Raw genomic sequence first — 17,587 nt, forward strand, 5'->3', positions numbered from 1 at the left:
GGAGATCTGATCGAATCGTCCGTTCACACTTCCGCTTCCTGAGATCGAAAAACCATCTACCGTCTGGACAGGAATGCTCAGGTAATACCCCTGAATCAGGATGCGTACCTTTCTGGATTGTCCGAGCTGATAGAAATTACTGATTTCAATTTCCTCGCCGGAGGAAGATGCAGAGGTTATGGTTACGGTATAAGAAGCAGGGGGGTATTTATCGCTGGTTTCACGGCATTGCCATGTTCCTGACAGTTCAAGGGCGGGGTTATCGGGATAGGGCACATCGGCTTCACAGGCGGCGAGCAGAATGAGCAGTCCAAATGCTACAATCTGAGGCAGTCGAATCGTTTTCCGTTTCTTTGTTCTCCGATGCATATGTTATTTTATCAAGGAAGATTGTTCCGTCAATGGATTTGGCTTATAGAAATCATTCATTGCAGAACATATTGCTGATGGTATTCCTCACCAGTTGCTCTTCTGCCTGCCAGGGCAAGGTGACTTTCAGCAGGGGGGTCCGCTGAAGTTCCCTTTCGATGGAGAGGCGTGCATTGGGGTTTCCGGCCCAGCTGCGCCGGTTGATTCCGTTATTCACATCCCAGAAGAGCATGCTGTGAAGCTGTTTGTCGGCCAATGGGCTTCCGTCAAGTACCATGCCAAATCCTCCGTTAATGACTTCGCCCCAGCCTACACCGCCTCCGTTGTGAAGTGAAACCCAGGTAGCGCCGCGGAAGGCATCACCAATGACGTTGTGCACCGCCATATCAGCCGTAAATTTCGATCCGTCGCGGATATCGGACGTTTCCCGAAAGGGAGAGTCAGTGCCCGACACGTCGTGGTGGTCGCGTCCAATCACTACCGGAGCACTGAGGAGACCTTCCCGCACCGCCTTGTTAAATTCGGCGGCAATGCGGATGCGTCCTGCGGCATCAGCATAGAGAATTCTGGCCTGGCTTCCTACCACCAGATTGTTTTTTCCGGCATTTTTTATCCAGTTGAGGTTGTCGTTCAGCTGTGTTTTGATTTCCGGGGGGCTTTCCCTGAGCAACTCTTCCAGTACCTGCGTGGCAATTTTGTCAGTTTTTTCCAGATCAGCGGGATGGCATGAAGTGCAGACCCAGCGGAAAGGTCCGAATCCAAAATCGAAATAGAGGGGGCCCATAATATCTTCAACGTACGAGGGGTATCTGAACGAGCCATCCGCTTTCAAAACCGGAGCCCCGGCTCTGGATGACTCCAGAAGAAAAGCATTACCGTAATCCCAGAAGTACATGCCCCGGGCAGCCACCTGATTGATGGCTTCTACCTGGCGACGAAGGGATTCATGGACTTTTTTACGGAATGTCCCAGGGTCACCGGCCATCATCGTATTGGCCTCTTCAAAGCTGAGGCCAACGGGATAATATCCTCCCCCGTAAGGATTGTGAAGGGAGGTCTGATCAGAGCCCAGTTCCACTTCAATATTCCGGGCGGCAATGTATTCCCAGACATCGACCACATTTCCCAGATAGGCTACCGACAAGGGTTCTTTTTTTTGTTTTGCCTTGAGGGCCTGACTTACGGCTTTACCGATATCGGTATATACCTCATCTACCCACCCCTGGTGGTATCTTTTCCGGAGGGCTTTTTCATTCACTTCGGCAATCAGGCAGACGCCGCCGGCAATAGTAGCCGCTTTGGGCTGGGCTCCCGACATGCCTCCCAGTCCGGATGTTACAAAAAGTTTTCCCCGCAGGTCGGATGCAGTATGGCCGGAATATTTTCTACCGGCATTCAGCACGGTGATGGTGGTTCCGTGCACAATCCCCTGCGGGCCAATGTACATGTAACTGCCGGCAGTCATCTGTCCGTACTGGGTAACGCCCAGAGCATTGTATTTGTCATATTCCGAGGCTGCAGAATAGTTGGGTATCATCATTCCGTTGGTAACCACAACTCTGGGTACTTCAGGAGCCGAAGGAAAAAGTCCGGCCGGATGGCCGGAATAGATAACCAGGGTTTGCTCGTCTGTCATGGTGGCCAGGTATTGCATTACGAGCAGATACTGAGCCCAGTTCTGGAATACTGCACCATTGCCTCCGTATGTGATCAGTTCATGCGGGTGCTGGGCCACCGCTTCATCCAGATTGTTGGAAATCATCAGCATGATGGCAGCAGCCTTTTTCGATTTGCAGGGGTATTCATCAATGGGACGTGCTTTTATTGGATACGTCGGCCGGAAGCGGTACATGTATATGTGCCCATGGTTTTTGAGCTCTTCTGCAAACTCCCGGGCGAGCACGTCATGAAACTCGGGCCTGAAGTACCTGAGGGCATTCCTCACGGCGAGCACTTTTTCATCGAATGAAAGCAAATCCTTGCGCTTTGGCGCATGGTTCACCGAAGGATCCCAAACCGGTGCCGGAGGCAACTCATTGGGAATACCCTGAAGAATAGCCTGCTGGAAATCGTTCATGAGTGTTTTTTTACAAAGTTATCACTTTTGAAGAATGCCGGAAGCATGTTTTTTTTATAACCGGACGTTGTTTTACAACATTCCGCCGGAATGTTTATCTTTGGGTATTAAAGATCGTATTTATGCAACGAAAACATTCCCTATGGTTTCTGGCAGGCGTGGTTCTGCCCTTTTTGCTGTCGTCCTGCGGATACAACAAAATGGTTACCCTCGACGAACAGGTAAAATCGCAATGGGCTCAGGTTCAGAATGCCTATCAGCGGCGGGCTGACCTGATACCCAATCTGGTGAACACCGTGAAAGGTGCGGCAAACTTTGAACAGCAAACGCTCACCCAGGTTATTGAAGCGCGGGCAAAAGCAACTTCAGTAAATATTTCGGCCGACCAGCTGACGGCTGAAAACTTCCAGAAGTTTCAGGCCGCCCAGGACAATCTGAGTTCTGCCCTGTCGCGCCTTCTGGTGGTTGTTGAACAATATCCTACCCTGAAGGCCAATCAGAACTACCTTGACCTGCAGGCTCAGCTGGAAGGCACGGAAAACCGGATTTCGGTGGAACGAAAAAAATTCAATGAAATTACCCAGCAATACAATTCCACTATCCGCAAGTGGCAATACATACTGACAGCCAAAATTTTCGGTTTCAAGGAGAAGGAGTATTTCAAGGCTGTTGAAGGAGCTGAAAAACCACCCACTGTCCAGTTCTGATTATGAAACCAGACGAATACTTTACTCCTGAGGAAAAGCAGAAAATACTTGATGCTATTGCTCAGGCCGAAAAGGAAACATCGGGAGAAATCAGGGTGCATATCGAAAAGGACTGCAAAACCGATGTTCTTGACAGGGCAGCCTATCTTTTTGCCACGCTGGGAATGCACAAGACCAAATTACGGAACGGGGTTCTGATTTATGTAGCAATGGAGGACCGTAAATTTGCCATTTTGGGCGATGCGGGAATTAATGCCAGGGTACCGGCGGGTTTCTGGGATCATGTAAGTGAGGTGATGGTCTCATATTTCCGGGAAGGAAAACTGGCAGAAGGTTTGGCAGAAGGAATCAGACTGGCCGGCGAACAGCTGAAACAGTACTTCCCATGGCAGGAAGGAGATACAAACGAACTGAAGGATGATATTTCTTACGGGGAGGAAACAGCACAATGAAAACCAAATGCATTTCCCTTATTCTGTTTTTTATCCTGGGAGGAATGATTTTCGGGCAGGAAGATGTTTTTCCTCCACGTCCGGAGCCACCGCAGGCTGTCAATGATTATGCCGGTTTTCTTTCTCCCCAGGATGCCCGGAAGCTGGAGCAGAAGCTGGATGATTTTACTGCCCGAACCTCAACAGCCATCGTTATAGCCATTGTGCCCGATCTGCAAGGATATGACCCTTCGGATTATGCATTCCGGCTTGCCGAGAAGTGGGGTGTTGGCCAAAAGGGCAAAAACAACGGCATCCTGCTGCTGGTAAAACCCAAAACGGAACGTTCAAAAGGAGAGGTTTTTATTGCGGTAGGATACGGCCTGGAGGGCGTTGTGCCGGATGCTGTAGCCTCGCGGATTGTCCGCAACGAAATTATCCCGCGCTTTCAGCAGGGAGATTATGCCGGAGGGCTGGATGCTGCTGTCAATATCCTGATGGGCTTAACCGGCAAGGAATTTACCGCTGATGATTACATGAAGCGTGGAAACGGTGCAGCAGGAGGTGTTGTTGCTGTTGTTCTGCTTGTGCTGATTGTCGTATTGATTTCGGTAATGACAAATGCCCGTCGTTCTCGGCATTATTCAGTTGGAAAATCCGGCATTCCCTGGTGGGTGTGGCTGATGATGGCCAACAGCGGAAGTAAATCGCACCGGGGTAGCTGGGGAAGCTTCAGCTCAGGTTCCGGTATGTTTGGAGGAGGCGGGGGAGGCGGTTTTGGCGGTTTCGGAGGCGGAAGCTTCGGTGGTGGAGGTGCCGGAGGATCATGGTAACGAACATGCGGCTCAGATTTCTTTTCTTTTTTGTTATAGGGTTTTCCCTTTCAGGATGGTCGCAGACCGATTCGTCGGTTCTGCGTTTGCTCTTCACCGGAGATATCATGGGCCACAGTCCCCAGATCGAGTCGGCATGGAACCGTGATGCAGGAAGTTACTTCTATGACTCCTGTTTTGTCTTTGTAAAGCCAATCATTGAATCAGCTGATCTGGCCATCGGAAATCTGGAACTTACCTTTGCCGGGCCGCCCTATACAGGATACCCCAGATTCAGCAGTCCCGATGCACTTGGTCTGGCATTGAAAAATGCCGGTTTTGATGTGCTCTGTACAGCCAATAACCACGCAGCCGACCGGGGGTATGAAGGCCTGGTGCGGACACTCAATGTCCTCGACTCTCTGAAGCTTACATATACTGGCACCTTTCGAAGTCAGGCCGAACGGGATTCTGCTTATCCCCTTCTGGTTGAAGCCAAAGGAATTCGCCTGGCCCTGCTGAATTACTCTTACAGTACCAATGGCATGCCTTTCCCCACGCCGGGGATTGTGAACCTGATCGACACCGGCCTCATCAGAAAAGATATGGAACGGACCAAACTGCTGCATCCCGATCTTATTCTTGCTTTTATGCACTGGGGAGAGGAATACGAGCGGTTTCCGTCATCGGTTCAGAAAAAACTGGCAGGATTTCTTTTCCATCTTGGTGTGGATGCAATCATTGGAAGCCACCCCCATGTGGTTCAGCCAATAGAAATTCTTACGGATACTCTGGACGGTTTTTTTCAGCGCCCTGTTTTCTGGTCGCTGGGTAATTTTATTTCCAACCAGCGCGACAGATACCGGAACGGAGGCATCATGGCACTGCTCGAAGTAAGGAAAGACTCTGCAGTGCACATTTCATCAGTGGAATGGACCCCGGTATATGTTTATCGTAAACCTCCGGGACAAGGGCAAAGGTATTTTCTCCTTCCGCCTCCCCCGGACACAGGAAGTGTAGAAACCCTGCCCTTTGTCATGGAGGCCTCTGAGCGGGAGAGGATGCTCGAGTTTTTTACCGACTGCAGGGAGCATCTGTTGGGTATTCCTGAGGCTGTTTATAGCCAGACCAGTCTTCCGGCAGCTGCTTCCGGTCATTGAATTTTCTTCCTGGCACTCCGGTATCCTGTGGATTAGTTCTGCCGAAAGCATGCCGGAGGAAAAGAAAAAATCGGAAATTATAGTAATGGGGCTATCTTCTTAAAATTACTGATCTGTCACTTTTACAAAATCTCAAGTTCCTTTGCGAATTTCACTGCGTTTCAGAGCGGTTACGACGGATGCTAATCCCAATGGCCTTCACACTGCTAATTGGTTCATTTGCACTCCTTATGCGCCATCCGGGATAACTGTTACCCGAAGAATTCGGCAGGAAAATTCAGGTCACTGAAGCGCTTCTTCTTTCGGATGAAAAAATCCCAGACAATACATCCCTGGTACATGGAAGAGTGGCGTACATTCCTGGCAGGGCGCGGAAGCTGGGCTCCTGAGGATCTGTATTTGTGACGGATCTGATAGAAATCAAGATGAGCATTCAGAATGGCTTTCATATTGGCAACATCACCCCTGAGGAGGTAGCGGAGGGCAGAGACTCCGTCGAGGATTCTGCGGAGAAAGAGAATCCTGTTTACTTCAGCGGCCGGCAGGTTTTTGTAAAGAAGCAAAAGGTTGTTACGGAAGTTCAGATAGGTTTTGTGAGGGTTTTCAGCCGGAAGAGTTCCGCCTCCCACATGATATACCTTTGATGATGGCAGGCAGAGAATCTGTAATCCTCTGTTTTTAATGCGCCAGCAAAGATCAATTTCTTCCTGGTGGGCAAAAAATGTTTCATCGAATCCTCCTGTCTTAAAAAAGACTTCACTCCGGATGGCCATGCAGGCGCCTGTGGCCCAGAAAATCTGGACCGGAGTGTCGTACTGCCCCTGATCTTTTTCAAGAAAATCAAAAATCCTTCCCCGGCAAAAGGGATATCCCAGCTTGTCCAAAAATCCTCCCGCTGCTCCGGCATATTCAAACTGTTCTCTATTAGACCAGGAGAGAATTTTGGGCATGCAGGCCGCCACATTTTTATGCTTATCCATGGCATCCAGCAGGGGATCCAGCCATCCCGGAGGTGTTTCAACATCTGAGTTGAGCAGAACAAAATACCTGTAGTTTTCCAGCTGTCGGAATGCTTTATTATATCCTCCGGCAAAGCCAAAATTTTCCGGAAAAAATAAACACTTTATTTCCGGGAATCGGGTACGGAGAAATTCAGCCGAATCGTCAGTTGAACCATTGTCGGCAACGATGATGTCTGCTCGTTTGGTAGTATTGGCTAATACAGAAGGCAGAAATTGCCTGAGAAAATGTTTTCCGTTCCAGTTCAGTATAACAACAGCAGTATCAGGTACCATAAGCTCCTGTAAATTAAGTTCTTTCAGCCAGGAAGAATTTCTTCCGGACGCCGTTTATGCTTCCAACGGCGGTGGGACCAGAGCCAGAGTTCAGGTTTTTCCCTGATGATATTTTCCAGCAGACGAATATGCCTTCGGGTTATCTCATAGGGCAAGGTTCCGGAAGGTTCTTCCTCGAGCAATATGAATTCTGCTTCATAGGTTCCTCTTTTTATTTTGTCAACCTTCATGAAGAATACCGGATAATTGGTTTTACGGGCAATTTTTTCAATACCCAGATAAAACGGAGTTTCCTGGTGAAGGAAAATGTCCCAGTAACCGATACTTTTCCGCAAAGGTCGCTGATCAACAATAAAATAGGTGAGGGTGGGGATGTTCTGATCCCGGAAGGAATAGATTTTTCTCACAACATCTTCCATAGGGCAGGCAATGGCACCGGTCCGTTCACGGATTCTTACAAAAAGCTTGTCCATGAACGGATTGCGTAAGGGTTTATAAATAGCCAGTACCTTAAACGGGCTTATAAGGGGAAAGCTTGTAAACCATTCCCAGTTTGCGTAATGAGCAGTTGCCAGCAGCACGCTTTTTCCCTGTCGGGCGAATGAGTTTATCAGTTCCGGATTTTTGAACCGGAAACGCCGGGCAAGCTCTTTCCCGGAGAATCCCATTTGTGCTACCGATTCGAGAAGGCTGTCAGCCAGGTGACGATAGAATTTGCGTTCGATGCATTTTCGTTCTTTCCCGGTTTTCTCAGGCAATGCATTTTTAAGGTTGCTTCTGATAACCTTTTTACGGTAACCGGTGATGCGCATAAGAAGATACAGCAGGTCAGCAAGCACATACTGCAAACGAAGGGGCATCCAGGTAAAAACCCTGAGAACCGGATAGTAAATCCAGAATAGGATTGCCTGAAGGGCCTTTTTCATATCGGTGCAATATAGGAATCTTACGAAAAGAAACGCTATCCTGCTATATGTTTTTGGAATGTTTCCACCTTCTGTGCGACCAGAGCCAGAGCGAAGGCTCTTTACGAATAGCTTCCTCGAGGATTTTTACATGCTGTTCTGTAATCTCATGCAAGGGCAAAGACGAAGGGTTTTCGGTGACAGGGGTAATATGGACCCGGTAGTAACCTCTCCTGATTTTTTCGGGACACATAAATACAACTGCCTGATTGGTCTTTCTTGCTATTTTTTCTGTTCCCAGATATACCGGTGTGCGTTGATTCAGAAAGGTGGTCCAGTACTGAATCTCTTGTCTTACAGGCGACTGGTCGGAAATGAAGCACGAAAGGGTGAGGTGCTTCTGCTCGGCATGTCGCAGGAGTGACTTTAAAATATTGGCCATCGGAACTACTTCCGCCCCGAAACGGGTGCGGATGTGTTTCATGATGTTATCAAAAATCCTGCTGTTAAGAGGTTTATATACGGCAATGATGTGATAGGGCGAGTGGGTTCGGAGGCCTGCAAGCCATTCCCAGTTTCCATAATGGGCCGCTACAACAATGACGCTTTTTCCTTTTTTGTGCAGATCATAAAGAATTTCGGGATTCGCATATTCAATATGCCTGGCCAGTTCCTTTTCAGTAAAATGAAACATTTTAAGCGTTTCTACCAGTACGTCGCAAAAATTCCTGTAAAACCTTCTGGCCAGAATGCGGATTTCGTTTTCAGATTTCTCGGGAAACGCATTGCGAAGGTTACGGAATACCACTTTTTTGCGGTATCGGATAACATAAAAAACAACAGGATAGAGGCAGTCAGAAAAGAAATAAAGCACCGGCAGCGGAAGGCAGGCTGTCAGTTTCAGAAAAAAGAATGTGGGGTAATAAAAGAAATTTACTGATTCTCTGTTTTTCATTCCCTTAGCATATCGGAGATGACCGTACTGAATTCATCAAAAATACCGGTATTGGCGGCAATAATTTCCCGGCCAAAGATGTAATTGTTTCCTTTTTTGAAATCGCAAACTTTTCCTCCGGCTTCTGTAAGGATTTTAACGGCAGCGGCCACATCCCAGGGACTGAGGCCATATTCATAGAAACCATCAAAACGTCCGCAGGCAAGGTAAGCAATATCAATGGCTGCTGATCCAAGCCTTCGCACGCCATGGGAATTATTGAAAAGGTACTCGAGAGTCTTCATAAAAGGCCTTATTTTCTCATAGTCTGTGTAAGGGAATCCGGTTGCTATCAGAGCATCTTTCAGGTGGGACGTGTTGCTTACGTGAATTTCCTTTCCGTTGTGCCAGGCTTTTCCTCTGTCCCAGGCCCAGAAGCATTCGCCGGAGGTGATTTCGTGAACCACCCCCAGAAGAACATCATTCCCTTTCATAAGCGCTATGCTGATGGCATAAGGCGGAAGGCCATGAATAAAATTGGTGGTTCCGTCCAATGGGTCAATTACCCAAATGTACTCACGACCGGTATCATGCCGGGTACCCTCTTCTGCAATAAAACCTGCTTCCGGAAGAATTTTGCTCAGTCCGGCAATCAGCCGTTCTTCCGATCCTTTATCTACATGGGTAACAAAATTGTGAAGGCTTTTTGAAACAATCGTATCAGAAGCCACTTTCGGGGCTTCTTTGCGGATGAATTCAGCCGTTTCGGCCGATAACTCCCTTACTTCGGTACACAGTTTTTCAAGATTCATAATGGTAATTTAAACGAAAGGGCAAATTTAGGCGAGAAAGACCGAAATCAAAAACAGGAATGCGAATAAGCGCAATTTTTGCTGTTATACAAGGAAGTACCTATTATTTTGCCGTGTTTGCCACAGGCATCTTTTACGAAGGAAATTTTCCCAGCACATTACCGGAAGGATTGATTTTCAGAAGGCTGACGGGAACTTCTTTATTGATTATTCTGGCATCATAAGGCATTTCAACACGGATGTAGTTGTCGGTAAATCCCGACATAAAACCATTTTTTCGGGCAGATTCAAAGATGACGTTGCGGGTTGTTCCCAGATGGGCATGGTAGAATGCCCTGCGTTTTTCTTCCGAAAGGCCGATGAGCTTGTGCGTACGTTCTTCCCTTACGGCATGGGCTACTTTACCGGGCAGGGACGCGGCCGGCGTATTGTCTCTTTCGGAATAGGTAAATGCATGAAGATAGCTGACGGGCAGGTTTTTGAGGAATTCATAGGTCTGGTTAAAATGTTCCTCGGTTTCTCCCGGAAAGCCGGAGATGACATCAGCTCCAATGCATGCATCCGGCATACGTTCCATAATTTTCTGCACCCTGCTGGCAAACACTTCCCGTTTGTAGCGTCGCCGCATGGCTGCCAGCACCGAATCGCACCCCGACTGGAGAGGTATGTGAAAGTGGGGTACAAAATGGTTTGAACTGGCAATAAAATCGATAATTTCGTCAGTGAGGAGGTTGGGTTCAATGCTTGAAATTCTGAACCGAACTTCTGCTGTCGTTTTGTCCAGTTCCCTGATCAGATCAAAAAAGGTTTCACCTGTGCTTTTACCGAAATCGCCGATATTGACGCCGGTCAGCACAATTTCTTTGATGCCGTTCCGCGTTAGTTCGTTTACCTGTTTAACAATTTCAGATACCGGTTCATTACGGCTTCGGCCTCTGGCGAGGGGAACGGTACAGTAGGAACATTTATAATCACAACCGTCCTGAATTTTAAGGAAGGCTCTTGTGCGGTCGCTGATGGAACTGGCTGGCATGAATTCATTTACCTGTTCAATGGTACAGGTTTGAATAATGCTTTGCCGGTTAGCCTCAAATTCTTTAAGATAATGCAGGATATCGAATTTTTCCTTCGTACCGAGAACGATATCGACATTTCCCAACCCGGCCAGCTCTTTGGACCGGAGCTGTGCGTAACAGCCAACAACAGCTATGATGGCTCCTGGTTTGTTTCGCAGGGCTTTATTGATGAGATTTCTGCATTTTTTATCGGCGGCCTGCGTAACCGTGCAGGTATTGATTACGTATATATCGGCCTTCTGGCTGAAGGGTGTTCGCTGGTATCCTTCTTCGGCAAATTTTCTGGCTATGGCTGAAGTTTCAGCGTAATTGAGCTTGCAGCCAAGGGTAGCAAAGGCAACCTTTCTGGGTGTGAGCATATTAACAATTTCAGAAGCCAGCAAAGATACGAAATGGAATTCAACCCACACTGTGCATCAGTTCGCTTGCTCTCTTAATACGCATCCGGGTTCAAAGCATCAGGCTCTGCTCAGGTGTGTTACTGTGGCTTTTTCCAGGGAAGGTGCGGGTTTACGGTTAACCGGAATTTCCTGAAGCTGCTGGTAAAAATCGTAGATTACCAGCTGAGCCCTCACAGGTGGATGGGTATGAGGCCGGTAGGGGTTGTTCTGCTGATCGTTGATAATGCGTGCTTTTACGTTATCGCTCCACTGAATTTCAAATATTTTCCTTATCTCTTCTTTTAATTCGGGCGAAAAAACAGGAGAAGCCACTTCAATACGGTGATCCAGGTTGCGCGTCATCCAGTCGGCCGAAGAAATATAACACAATTCCTCTCCTCCGTTGCAGAAAAAGAAAAACCGGGCATGTTCAAGGTATTTGTCCACTATGCTGATGGCGTCAATGGGCTTTCCGGATGCATGGCCGGTATAGATGGAACAGATGCCTCGCACAATCAGGCGGATTTTTACACCGGCTTCCTGCGCCTGCATGAGTTTATTCACCATGCCGCGGTCAACAAGGTGATTGATTTTTATGTCGATATACGCTTCTTTTCCGGCAAGGGCGTTTTTGATTTCGTTGTCTATAAGCCGGGTGATACGTTGCCGCATCGAAAGAGGAGAGACAAGAAGGTAACGGAAAGTGTAATTGTGGTAAGGTTCATTGAAAATGCTGAAAACACGCTCAACTTCCGATGTAATGCGTTTGTCGCAGGTAAAAAGAAGCAGATCGGTGTACACGGTGGCATTCCCTTCATGGAAATTTCCTGTACCAACGCACGCGTACTGGACGTTCTGTTTGTTTTCCCTGCGGGTAATGAGTACAAGTTTTGCGTGAACCTTCAGCCCCTTCAGGCCGAAAATTACATTAACTCCGGCTTCTTCCAGCTTCTTGGCATAGTAAATGTTGTTTTTTTCATCAAAACGTGCCTGAAGTTCAAGAATAGCGGTCACGTCCTTGCCGTTGCGGGCGGCATTCAGCAGTGCCTGAATAACTTTGGAGTTCTGACCCAAACGGTAAAGGGTAATTTTGATTGATGTAACGTCAGGATCAATGGCCGCTTCGCGCAGGAGGTTAATAAAATGCGAGAACTTCTGATAAGGACAGTGAAGCAGAAAATCCTGCTGTTTCATGATGGCAAGGATGCTGCCGGGTGTGCGCATCAGAGGATGCTCGGCCGGAGGGGCAGGGGGATAAAGGAGATGTTTTTTCCCGAGGTCGGGAAAATTCATGAAGTCTTTGAAATTGTGGTACCGGCCTCCGGGAATAAGATTATCGTCAACGTCAAGGCCCATGCGCTGAATGAGGTAATTGAACATCTCCGGCGGCATGGAGCCATCGTAAACAAAGCGCACAGGCTGGCCCGACTTCCGGTTTGACAGCCCCTGGGCTATTTTTTCCAGGAAACTCTGCGACAGGTCGTTATCGTAGTCAAGCTCCGCATCGCGGGTAAGCTTAATGGTAAATGCCTCGAAGGTATCGTAGGGAAAAATCGCAAACACATCGTTCAGACAAAAGCGGATAACATCATCGAGAAGAATAATGTACGTGCGGTCCTGTTCTTTGGGAAGAACCAGAAAACGGCTTATAACCGCCGTAGGAAGCTCGATCAGGGCATATTCGGGCGGCAATTTCTTTCCGGAATGGCTCAAACGGACTGCAAGATAGATGGATTTATCCCTGAGAGCAGGAAATTCCTCTACATTGAAAAGCATAACAGGAGAAAGTGCCGGCAGAACCTTGTCTTCAAAGTATGTGCGGACGTATTTGGCCTGTTCTTCATTCAGCCCATTTTCATTGATCAGGTAAATGTTTTCCTTTTCCAGTTCTTTTAAAATTTTCCTGAATGTGTCTTCAAACTCGCTCTGGAGTTCAATCACCTTTTTCTGAATCTGGGCCAGAACTTTCCGGGGCCTTTCCCCTTCAACGGTCTGGTTTTTTTCCTGGACATCAATCATCCTTTTGATGGTGGCCACCCTCACTTTAAAGAATTCGTCGAGGTTATTGGAAAAAATACCAAGGAATTTAATCCGTTCCAGCAGAGGCACATTCGGATCGGCAGCTTCCTGCAAAACCCGGTGGTTAAAAGCAAGCCAGCTTATTTCGCGGTTAAAAATCTTTCTTGCCATGGGAAGTGAGTTTCCAGGTTAGGTGATTGATGACAAATTAATTACAACTTTGCAATTTATTCAAATTCGGGAAGAGAAACAAATTTTTTTCTCCGGAGACCTGTTTGTTGATGCCTGGTATTAAGAAAGGATTTAAACCGGAACCGGTTCCTTCCCTTCATGTAAGTCTCTTGGGGAAATCGAAAAATTCGGAAACCATGTTGCCACGGTTTATTTCGAGCCAGTCGGGTGCATTGAAATGCAGTGAGACGATTCCGGCTGTTGGAAGATTGTCGATCTTATGCTGAAGAAAGCGGTTGGCCAGGTCGGTGAAGGCCGGATTATGACCAAAAATCATGAGCCGTTTGACCCCGGGAGGGGTGGAATGGATCATCCCGAGAATTTCATCGTCTGTTCCGTTATAAATCAGGTCATTGATTGTGATCTGTTCAAAGGGAACGTGCAGGATGCGGGCAAAGATGAGGCATGTATGGACGGCTCTGGCAGCAGAGCTTGTGATAATGAGGTCAGGGGTATGATAATTCGCCAAAAACCGCTGGGCCATCTGGTGGGCATTTTCAATACCCCGTTCGGTAAGCGGACGATCAATGTCGGCAATGTGAGGATAGTCCCAGGAAGATTTTCCATGCCGTACAATGTGCAGTTCGAGCAGATTGCTTTCCATAATCAGATGAACCGGATTTAAGTGCGATGCAAAGCTATGGAATATTTCCGGTTTATCAAAGCAGGTTGCTGGCCAGCTCAGCCAGGTAACTGCGTTCGCCTTTGACAAGGTTTACGTGGGCAAACAATTCCTGCCCGCGCATCTTATCGGCCAGGTAACTTAGCCCGTTCGACATGCTGTCGAGGTAAGGGGAGTCGATTTGCTGAATATCGCCTGTGAAGACCATTTTGGTGCCTTCGCCGGCACGGGTAATAATGGTTTTTACTTCATGGGGGGTCAGATTCTGCGCTTCATCCACGATAAAAAAGACGTTCGACAGGCTTCTGCCCCTGATATAGGCAAGAGGGGTGATGACCAGCTTCTCATCCTTGAGCATTTCCTCTATCTTGATGTATTCTTTGCTTTGTGACTTGAACTTGTGTTTGATGACGGCCAGGTTATCGAACAGAGGTTGCATGTAGGGAGCAATTTTTTCACTGATATCGCCCGGAAGGTAGCCAAGGTCGCGGTTTCCCAGGGGTACGATAGGGCGTGCAAGGAAGATCTGTTCAAATTTACGTTCCTGATGAAGGGCTGCGGCAAGGGCAAGCAGGGTTTTCCCGGTCCCGGCCTTTCCCGTCAGGCCTACCAGCTGAATCTCGTCGCGCAGCAAGGCATCAAGCGAAAAGGCCTGTTCTGCGTTCCGCGGCTCGATACCATAGGCACGGTTCTTTTCGACCCTTCCGATGGTTTTTGAGTAAGGATCGTAATGTGCTAACACACTGTGACTGTTGTTTTTCAGGATGAGGTACTGATGCGCTACCGGCATTTCCCTGAATTTGAATTCGGCAACCGGTATCCCCTGTGGTTCATTATAAAGCCTTGTAATCAGCTCGTGGTTAAAATTGCTGATAACCTGAATGTTCTTCTGCATAATCTCCAGGTCCACCACCTTGTCGCTTTTGTAATCCTCGGCCATGATGCCCAGCGACTTGGCTTTCATCCGCAGATTAATATCTTTCGTAACCAGAATGACTGCCCTGTCGCTGTGTTTGTTATGCAGGTATTCTGTTATGGCAAGAATCCGGTGGTCGGGTGATTCTTCAGGAAAAGATCCTTTCAGCCTGGGAGAAAATGGTTTCCCGGTTTCGATGCTGAGCTTGCCTTTTCCCTTTCCCAGAGGAATTCCTCCGTTGAAAAGTTTGTCTCCTGAGAGCTTGTCCAGTTCCCTGGTAAATTCGCGGGCATTATAATTAATCATGTCGTTGCCCTTTTTCATTTTGTCAAGCTCTTCCAGCACCACGATGGGAAGAACTACATCATTTTCTTCAAAATTGTAAATGGAGGTGTAATCATGCAGGAGCACATTTGTGTCGATCACAAAAATCTTCCGTGATTTCTTTCCCATAGAATGTTGTTTTTGTTAAGGAAATGAGGTTACCAAATAATTCAATAAATTCGCGCCGGTTTTTGTTCAATTATACTGAATAATAGCAAGCAGGTTTTAAAATTTATGAACATCCTTGATGTTATTATTAACCGCAGAAGTATAAGAAAATATACAGGGCAGGAGATACCCCGTGAAGTACTGATGCAACTCATTAAAGCCGGAATGTATGCTCCTTCGGCAGTGAACAAACAGCCATGGCATTTCATCCTGGTAACCGATAAAAAGTTGCTGAACAAAATTGCCGACGTGCATCCCTATGGCTCAATGCTGCGGCAGGCTGCTGCCGCTATTGTAGTCCTGGGGGATGTGACCCTGGCCCATACGCCTGATTACATGCCGGTGGATTGTGCTGCAGCCACCGAGAATATTCTTCTGGCGGCCCACGGACTCGGATTGGGTGCGGTCTGGGTTGGTATTCATCCGCGCGAAGAAAGAAAAAAAGCGCTCAGGGACTTGTTCCGGTTTCCGGATCACATTCAGCCATTTTCCGTTATTTCTCTTGGTTATCCTGCAGAGAAAATCCCGGTGCCTGACCGTTTCCGGCCTGACCGCATTCACGAAAACGGCTGGTAGCAGATTTACACAATGAATTACAGGGAAGCGATAGAATTTTTGTACAGCCGTTTACCGGCATTCCACAGGGTAGGGAAACCTGCATATAAGGAAGGACTGGGGAATATCGTTCTGCTGGATGAGTATCTGAACCATCCCCATCGTTTATTCAGGAGCATCCATATAGCGGGAACCAATGGAAAGGGTTCCGTGGCCCATATGCTGGCATCGGTTATGCAGGAGGCCGGCTTCAGAACGGGGCTCTATACCTCACCCCACCTGATTGATTTCAGGGAACGGATAAAAGTTGACGGGCAAATGATTCCGGAAGAGGAGGTAGTGCGGTTTATAGAACGGTATTATGAACTCATTGAAAAGACCAAACCTTCTTTTTTTGAACTGACAGTGGCACTGGCGTTTGACTTTTTTGCCCGTTCAGGGGTAGAAGTAGCGGTTATTGAAGTAGGACTGGGCGGAAGGCTTGATTCTACCAATATCATTACTCCCGAACTTTCGGTAATTACCAATATCAGTTGGGATCATACCGACCTTCTGGGAAATACCCTGCAGGCCATTGCAGGCGAAAAGGCCGGAATTATCAAAAAAGGTATTCCTGTTGTCATCAGCGAGGAACAGGAGGAAGTACGGCAGGTATTTGAAAACAAGGCAAAGGAGTGCGGCAGCAGGCTGGTTTTTGCCAGCAGACTGTGGCAGGTTGTGAAAAGGGAATCAAACGGAAACGGGATTCAAACCTTATATTTAAAAGACGGTACCGGCAGGGAGGTAAAAGTAGAGAGCGATCTGCTGGGAATGTATCAGATGAAGAATATCCCGGCTGTGCTTACAGCCTGTGCCATCCTGAATGAAAGTGCATGGTTCCGTGCAAATTGGGATGAGATGGCAAGAGGAATTAGAAATACGGTGAAAAATACCGGATTACAGGGCAGATGGCAGGTTTTGGGAAAGCATCCGCTGGTTGTTTGCGACACCGGTCACAACGAAGGCGGTTTACGGGAGGTGGTTGCGCAGATCGGGCAGACTCCCCACAAAAAACTGCATTTTGTTTATGGCACTGTGAATGACAAACCTCTTGACAAGGTGCTGAAAATTCTTCCACGCGATGCTGAATATTACTTTACCCGGGCTGATATCCAGCGGGCGCTTGACGAGGAAGAACTTGCCCGGGCAGCAACTTCTGCCGGGCTGAAAGGTAAGCCGTTTCACACTGTTTACGGGGCCTTTCAAGCCGCCATGAACCATGCACAAAAAGAGGATCTTGTTCTTGTCGGCGGAAGTACTTTTGTGGTAGCCGATTTGCTGGGAGCGTTGAATCAGTCAGGGAGAAACGAGTAATTAATTTTTCAACAAAAAATACTAAAACGAAATATGTTTCGTTGTAATTTTGTAATACCCACCGCGCCGCTTTCTATTTTTCTTCATAAGGTTTTAGTTAATAATTAGGTTGGTTGACAAATACTTTCATCTTATGACAGGCGCGGTGGGTTTTTTAATTAAACCCAATTAAATGTGAGTATTTTTTTGTAAGCGAACTAATACATAATAGGTTAGTGTTAACGAATGGCATGCCTGCATACTGCGCTACCACTTCAATTTCAGCGAGGCAAAACTGACAGGAATTAGTTCATGAAATCCTTAATTTTTTAAACGAGATGAGTCAACAGAAACACAAAAAACATTTAAACAACTTGTTTCTATTGACTTATCGAGGTAATCCTGAGGTATAAAATCTGATTAGATTTTGTTAGTCGATTCGTCAATTGAGTTTTTCAAGAC

The 17,587-nt window shown here is 47.4% G+C and carries 16 protein-coding genes; 6 read left to right on the forward strand and 10 right to left on the reverse strand.

The window, feature by feature from the left end; genetic code table 11:
- Together GX419_11090 and GX419_11095 are read right to left on the reverse strand one after the other, a co-directional pair.
- The coding region (locus GX419_11090) for a hypothetical protein (protein ID NLI25238.1) at positions 1-369 on the reverse strand (369 nt) is incomplete at its 3' end.
- A gap of 52 nt (positions 370-421) precedes the next feature.
- Entirely contained in the window at positions 422-2,446 is a 2,025-nt protein-coding gene (locus tag GX419_11095; protein NLI25239.1) for a urocanate hydratase, read from the reverse strand.
- Between the two features lie 122 nt (positions 2,447-2,568).
- Here GX419_11095 and GX419_11100 point away from each other — a divergent pair, with 122 nt between their 5' ends.
- Genes GX419_11100 through GX419_11115 form a run of 4 tightly spaced genes read left to right on the forward strand, consistent with a single transcriptional unit; the run spans position 2,569 to position 5,556 of the window.
- A complete protein-coding gene (locus GX419_11100; GenBank protein NLI25240.1) occupies positions 2,569-3,153 on the forward strand; it encodes a LemA family protein in 585 nt (194 codons plus the stop codon).
- A 2-nt stretch (positions 3,154-3,155) separates the two neighbouring features.
- Positions 3,156-3,605: a TPM domain-containing protein gene (locus GX419_11105; protein ID NLI25241.1), complete on the forward strand. Its 450-nt coding sequence runs from the start codon at positions 3,156-3,158 to the stop codon at positions 3,603-3,605.
- Positions 3,602-4,417 (forward strand): TPM domain-containing protein, encoded by an 816-nt coding sequence (locus GX419_11110; GenBank protein NLI25242.1) that lies wholly within the window; start codon positions 3,602-3,604, stop codon positions 4,415-4,417. The genes GX419_11105 and GX419_11110 overlap by 4 nt, the downstream gene beginning before the upstream one ends.
- 5 nt (positions 4,418-4,422) lie before the next feature.
- Positions 4,423-5,556: a CapA family protein gene (locus GX419_11115; GenBank protein NLI25243.1), complete on the forward strand. Its 1,134-nt coding sequence runs from the start codon at positions 4,423-4,425 to the stop codon at positions 5,554-5,556.
- 251 nt (positions 5,557-5,807) lie between these two features.
- On the opposite strand, the gene GX419_11120 is transcribed toward GX419_11115, so the two are convergent.
- From GX419_11120 to GX419_11155, 8 genes are all read right to left on the reverse strand, one after another.
- Entirely contained in the window at positions 5,808-6,851 is a 1,044-nt protein-coding gene (locus GX419_11120; protein ID NLI25244.1) for a glycosyltransferase family 2 protein, read from the reverse strand.
- A 23-nt stretch (positions 6,852-6,874) separates the two neighbouring features.
- Positions 6,875-7,777 carry a hypothetical protein gene (locus GX419_11125; protein ID NLI25245.1) on the reverse strand — a complete coding sequence of 301 codons (903 nt, stop codon included), beginning with the start codon at positions 7,775-7,777 and terminating at the stop codon, positions 6,875-6,877.
- Between the two features lie 43 nt (positions 7,778-7,820).
- The gene (locus tag GX419_11130; GenBank protein NLI25246.1) at positions 7,821-8,711 is read right to left on the reverse strand and encodes a lysophospholipid acyltransferase family protein; all 891 of its coding nucleotides are present in this window, start codon (positions 8,709-8,711) and stop codon (positions 7,821-7,823) included.
- A complete protein-coding gene (locus GX419_11135; GenBank protein ID NLI25247.1) occupies positions 8,708-9,502 on the reverse strand; it encodes an inositol monophosphatase in 795 nt (264 codons plus the stop codon). Before GX419_11135 ends, GX419_11130 begins: the two co-directional genes overlap by 4 nt.
- 133 nt (positions 9,503-9,635) lie before the next feature.
- Positions 9,636-10,937, reverse strand: a complete 1,302-nt coding sequence (gene mtaB / locus GX419_11140) for a tRNA (N(6)-L-threonylcarbamoyladenosine(37)-C(2))-methylthiotransferase MtaB (protein ID NLI25248.1) — start codon at positions 10,935-10,937, stop codon at positions 9,636-9,638.
- 99 nt (positions 10,938-11,036) lie between these two features.
- Entirely contained in the window at positions 11,037-13,148 is a 2,112-nt protein-coding gene (gene ppk1, locus GX419_11145) for a polyphosphate kinase 1 (GenBank protein ID NLI25249.1), read from the reverse strand.
- Between the two features lie 157 nt (positions 13,149-13,305).
- Entirely contained in the window at positions 13,306-13,812 is a 507-nt protein-coding gene (locus GX419_11150; protein ID NLI25250.1) for a histidine phosphatase family protein, read from the reverse strand.
- 55 nt (positions 13,813-13,867) lie between these two features.
- On the reverse strand, positions 13,868-15,199 hold the full coding sequence (locus tag GX419_11155) for a PhoH family protein (protein NLI25251.1): 1,332 nt from the start codon (positions 15,197-15,199) through the stop codon (positions 13,868-13,870).
- Between the two features lie 105 nt (positions 15,200-15,304).
- Between GX419_11155 and GX419_11160 the strand changes: the two genes are divergently transcribed.
- Positions 15,305-15,814 (forward strand): nitroreductase family protein, encoded by a 510-nt coding sequence (locus GX419_11160; GenBank protein ID NLI25252.1) that lies wholly within the window; start codon positions 15,305-15,307, stop codon positions 15,812-15,814.
- Between the two features lie 12 nt (positions 15,815-15,826).
- Positions 15,827-17,146: a bifunctional folylpolyglutamate synthase/dihydrofolate synthase gene (locus tag GX419_11165; GenBank protein ID NLI25253.1), complete on the forward strand. Its 1,320-nt coding sequence runs from the start codon at positions 15,827-15,829 to the stop codon at positions 17,144-17,146.
- Positions 17,147-17,587 lie beyond the last annotated feature (441 nt).

Source organism: Bacteroidales bacterium, assembly GCA_012517825.1.
Lineage (GTDB): Bacteria > Bacteroidota > Bacteroidia > Bacteroidales > JAAYUG01 > JAAYUG01.

Excerpts from the sequence above, each read along its gene's own strand:
- GX419_11125 (NLI25245.1), bottom strand. The coding sequence starts at position 7,777 with ATGAAAAAGGCCCTTCAGGCAATCCTATTCTGGATTTACTATCCGGTT.
- GX419_11095 (NLI25239.1), bottom strand. The coding sequence starts at position 2,446 with ATGAACGATTTCCAGCAGGCTATTCTTCAGGGTATTCCCAATGAGTTG.
- GX419_11130 (NLI25246.1), bottom strand. The coding sequence starts at position 8,711 with ATGAAAAACAGAGAATCAGTAAATTTCTTTTATTACCCCACATTCTTT.
- GX419_11110 (NLI25242.1), top strand. The coding sequence starts at position 3,602 with ATGAAAACCAAATGCATTTCCCTTATTCTGTTTTTTATCCTGGGAGGA.
- GX419_11165 (NLI25253.1), top strand. The coding sequence starts at position 15,827 with ATGAATTACAGGGAAGCGATAGAATTTTTGTACAGCCGTTTACCGGCA.
- GX419_11135 (NLI25247.1), bottom strand. The coding sequence starts at position 9,502 with ATGAATCTTGAAAAACTGTGTACCGAAGTAAGGGAGTTATCGGCCGAA.
- GX419_11150 (NLI25250.1), bottom strand. The coding sequence starts at position 13,812 with ATGGAAAGCAATCTGCTCGAACTGCACATTGTACGGCATGGAAAATCT.
- mtaB (NLI25248.1), bottom strand. The coding sequence starts at position 10,937 with ATGCTCACACCCAGAAAGGTTGCCTTTGCTACCCTTGGCTGCAAGCTC.
- GX419_11120 (NLI25244.1), bottom strand. The coding sequence starts at position 6,851 with ATGGTACCTGATACTGCTGTTGTTATACTGAACTGGAACGGAAAACAT.
- GX419_11155 (NLI25251.1), bottom strand. The coding sequence starts at position 15,199 with ATGGGAAAGAAATCACGGAAGATTTTTGTGATCGACACAAATGTGCTC.
- GX419_11105 (NLI25241.1), top strand. The coding sequence starts at position 3,156 with ATGAAACCAGACGAATACTTTACTCCTGAGGAAAAGCAGAAAATACTT.
- GX419_11160 (NLI25252.1), top strand. The coding sequence starts at position 15,305 with ATGAACATCCTTGATGTTATTATTAACCGCAGAAGTATAAGAAAATAT.
- GX419_11100 (NLI25240.1), top strand. The coding sequence starts at position 2,569 with ATGCAACGAAAACATTCCCTATGGTTTCTGGCAGGCGTGGTTCTGCCC.
- GX419_11115 (NLI25243.1), top strand. The coding sequence starts at position 4,423 with ATGCGGCTCAGATTTCTTTTCTTTTTTGTTATAGGGTTTTCCCTTTCA.
- ppk1 (NLI25249.1), bottom strand. The coding sequence starts at position 13,148 with ATGGCAAGAAAGATTTTTAACCGCGAAATAAGCTGGCTTGCTTTTAAC.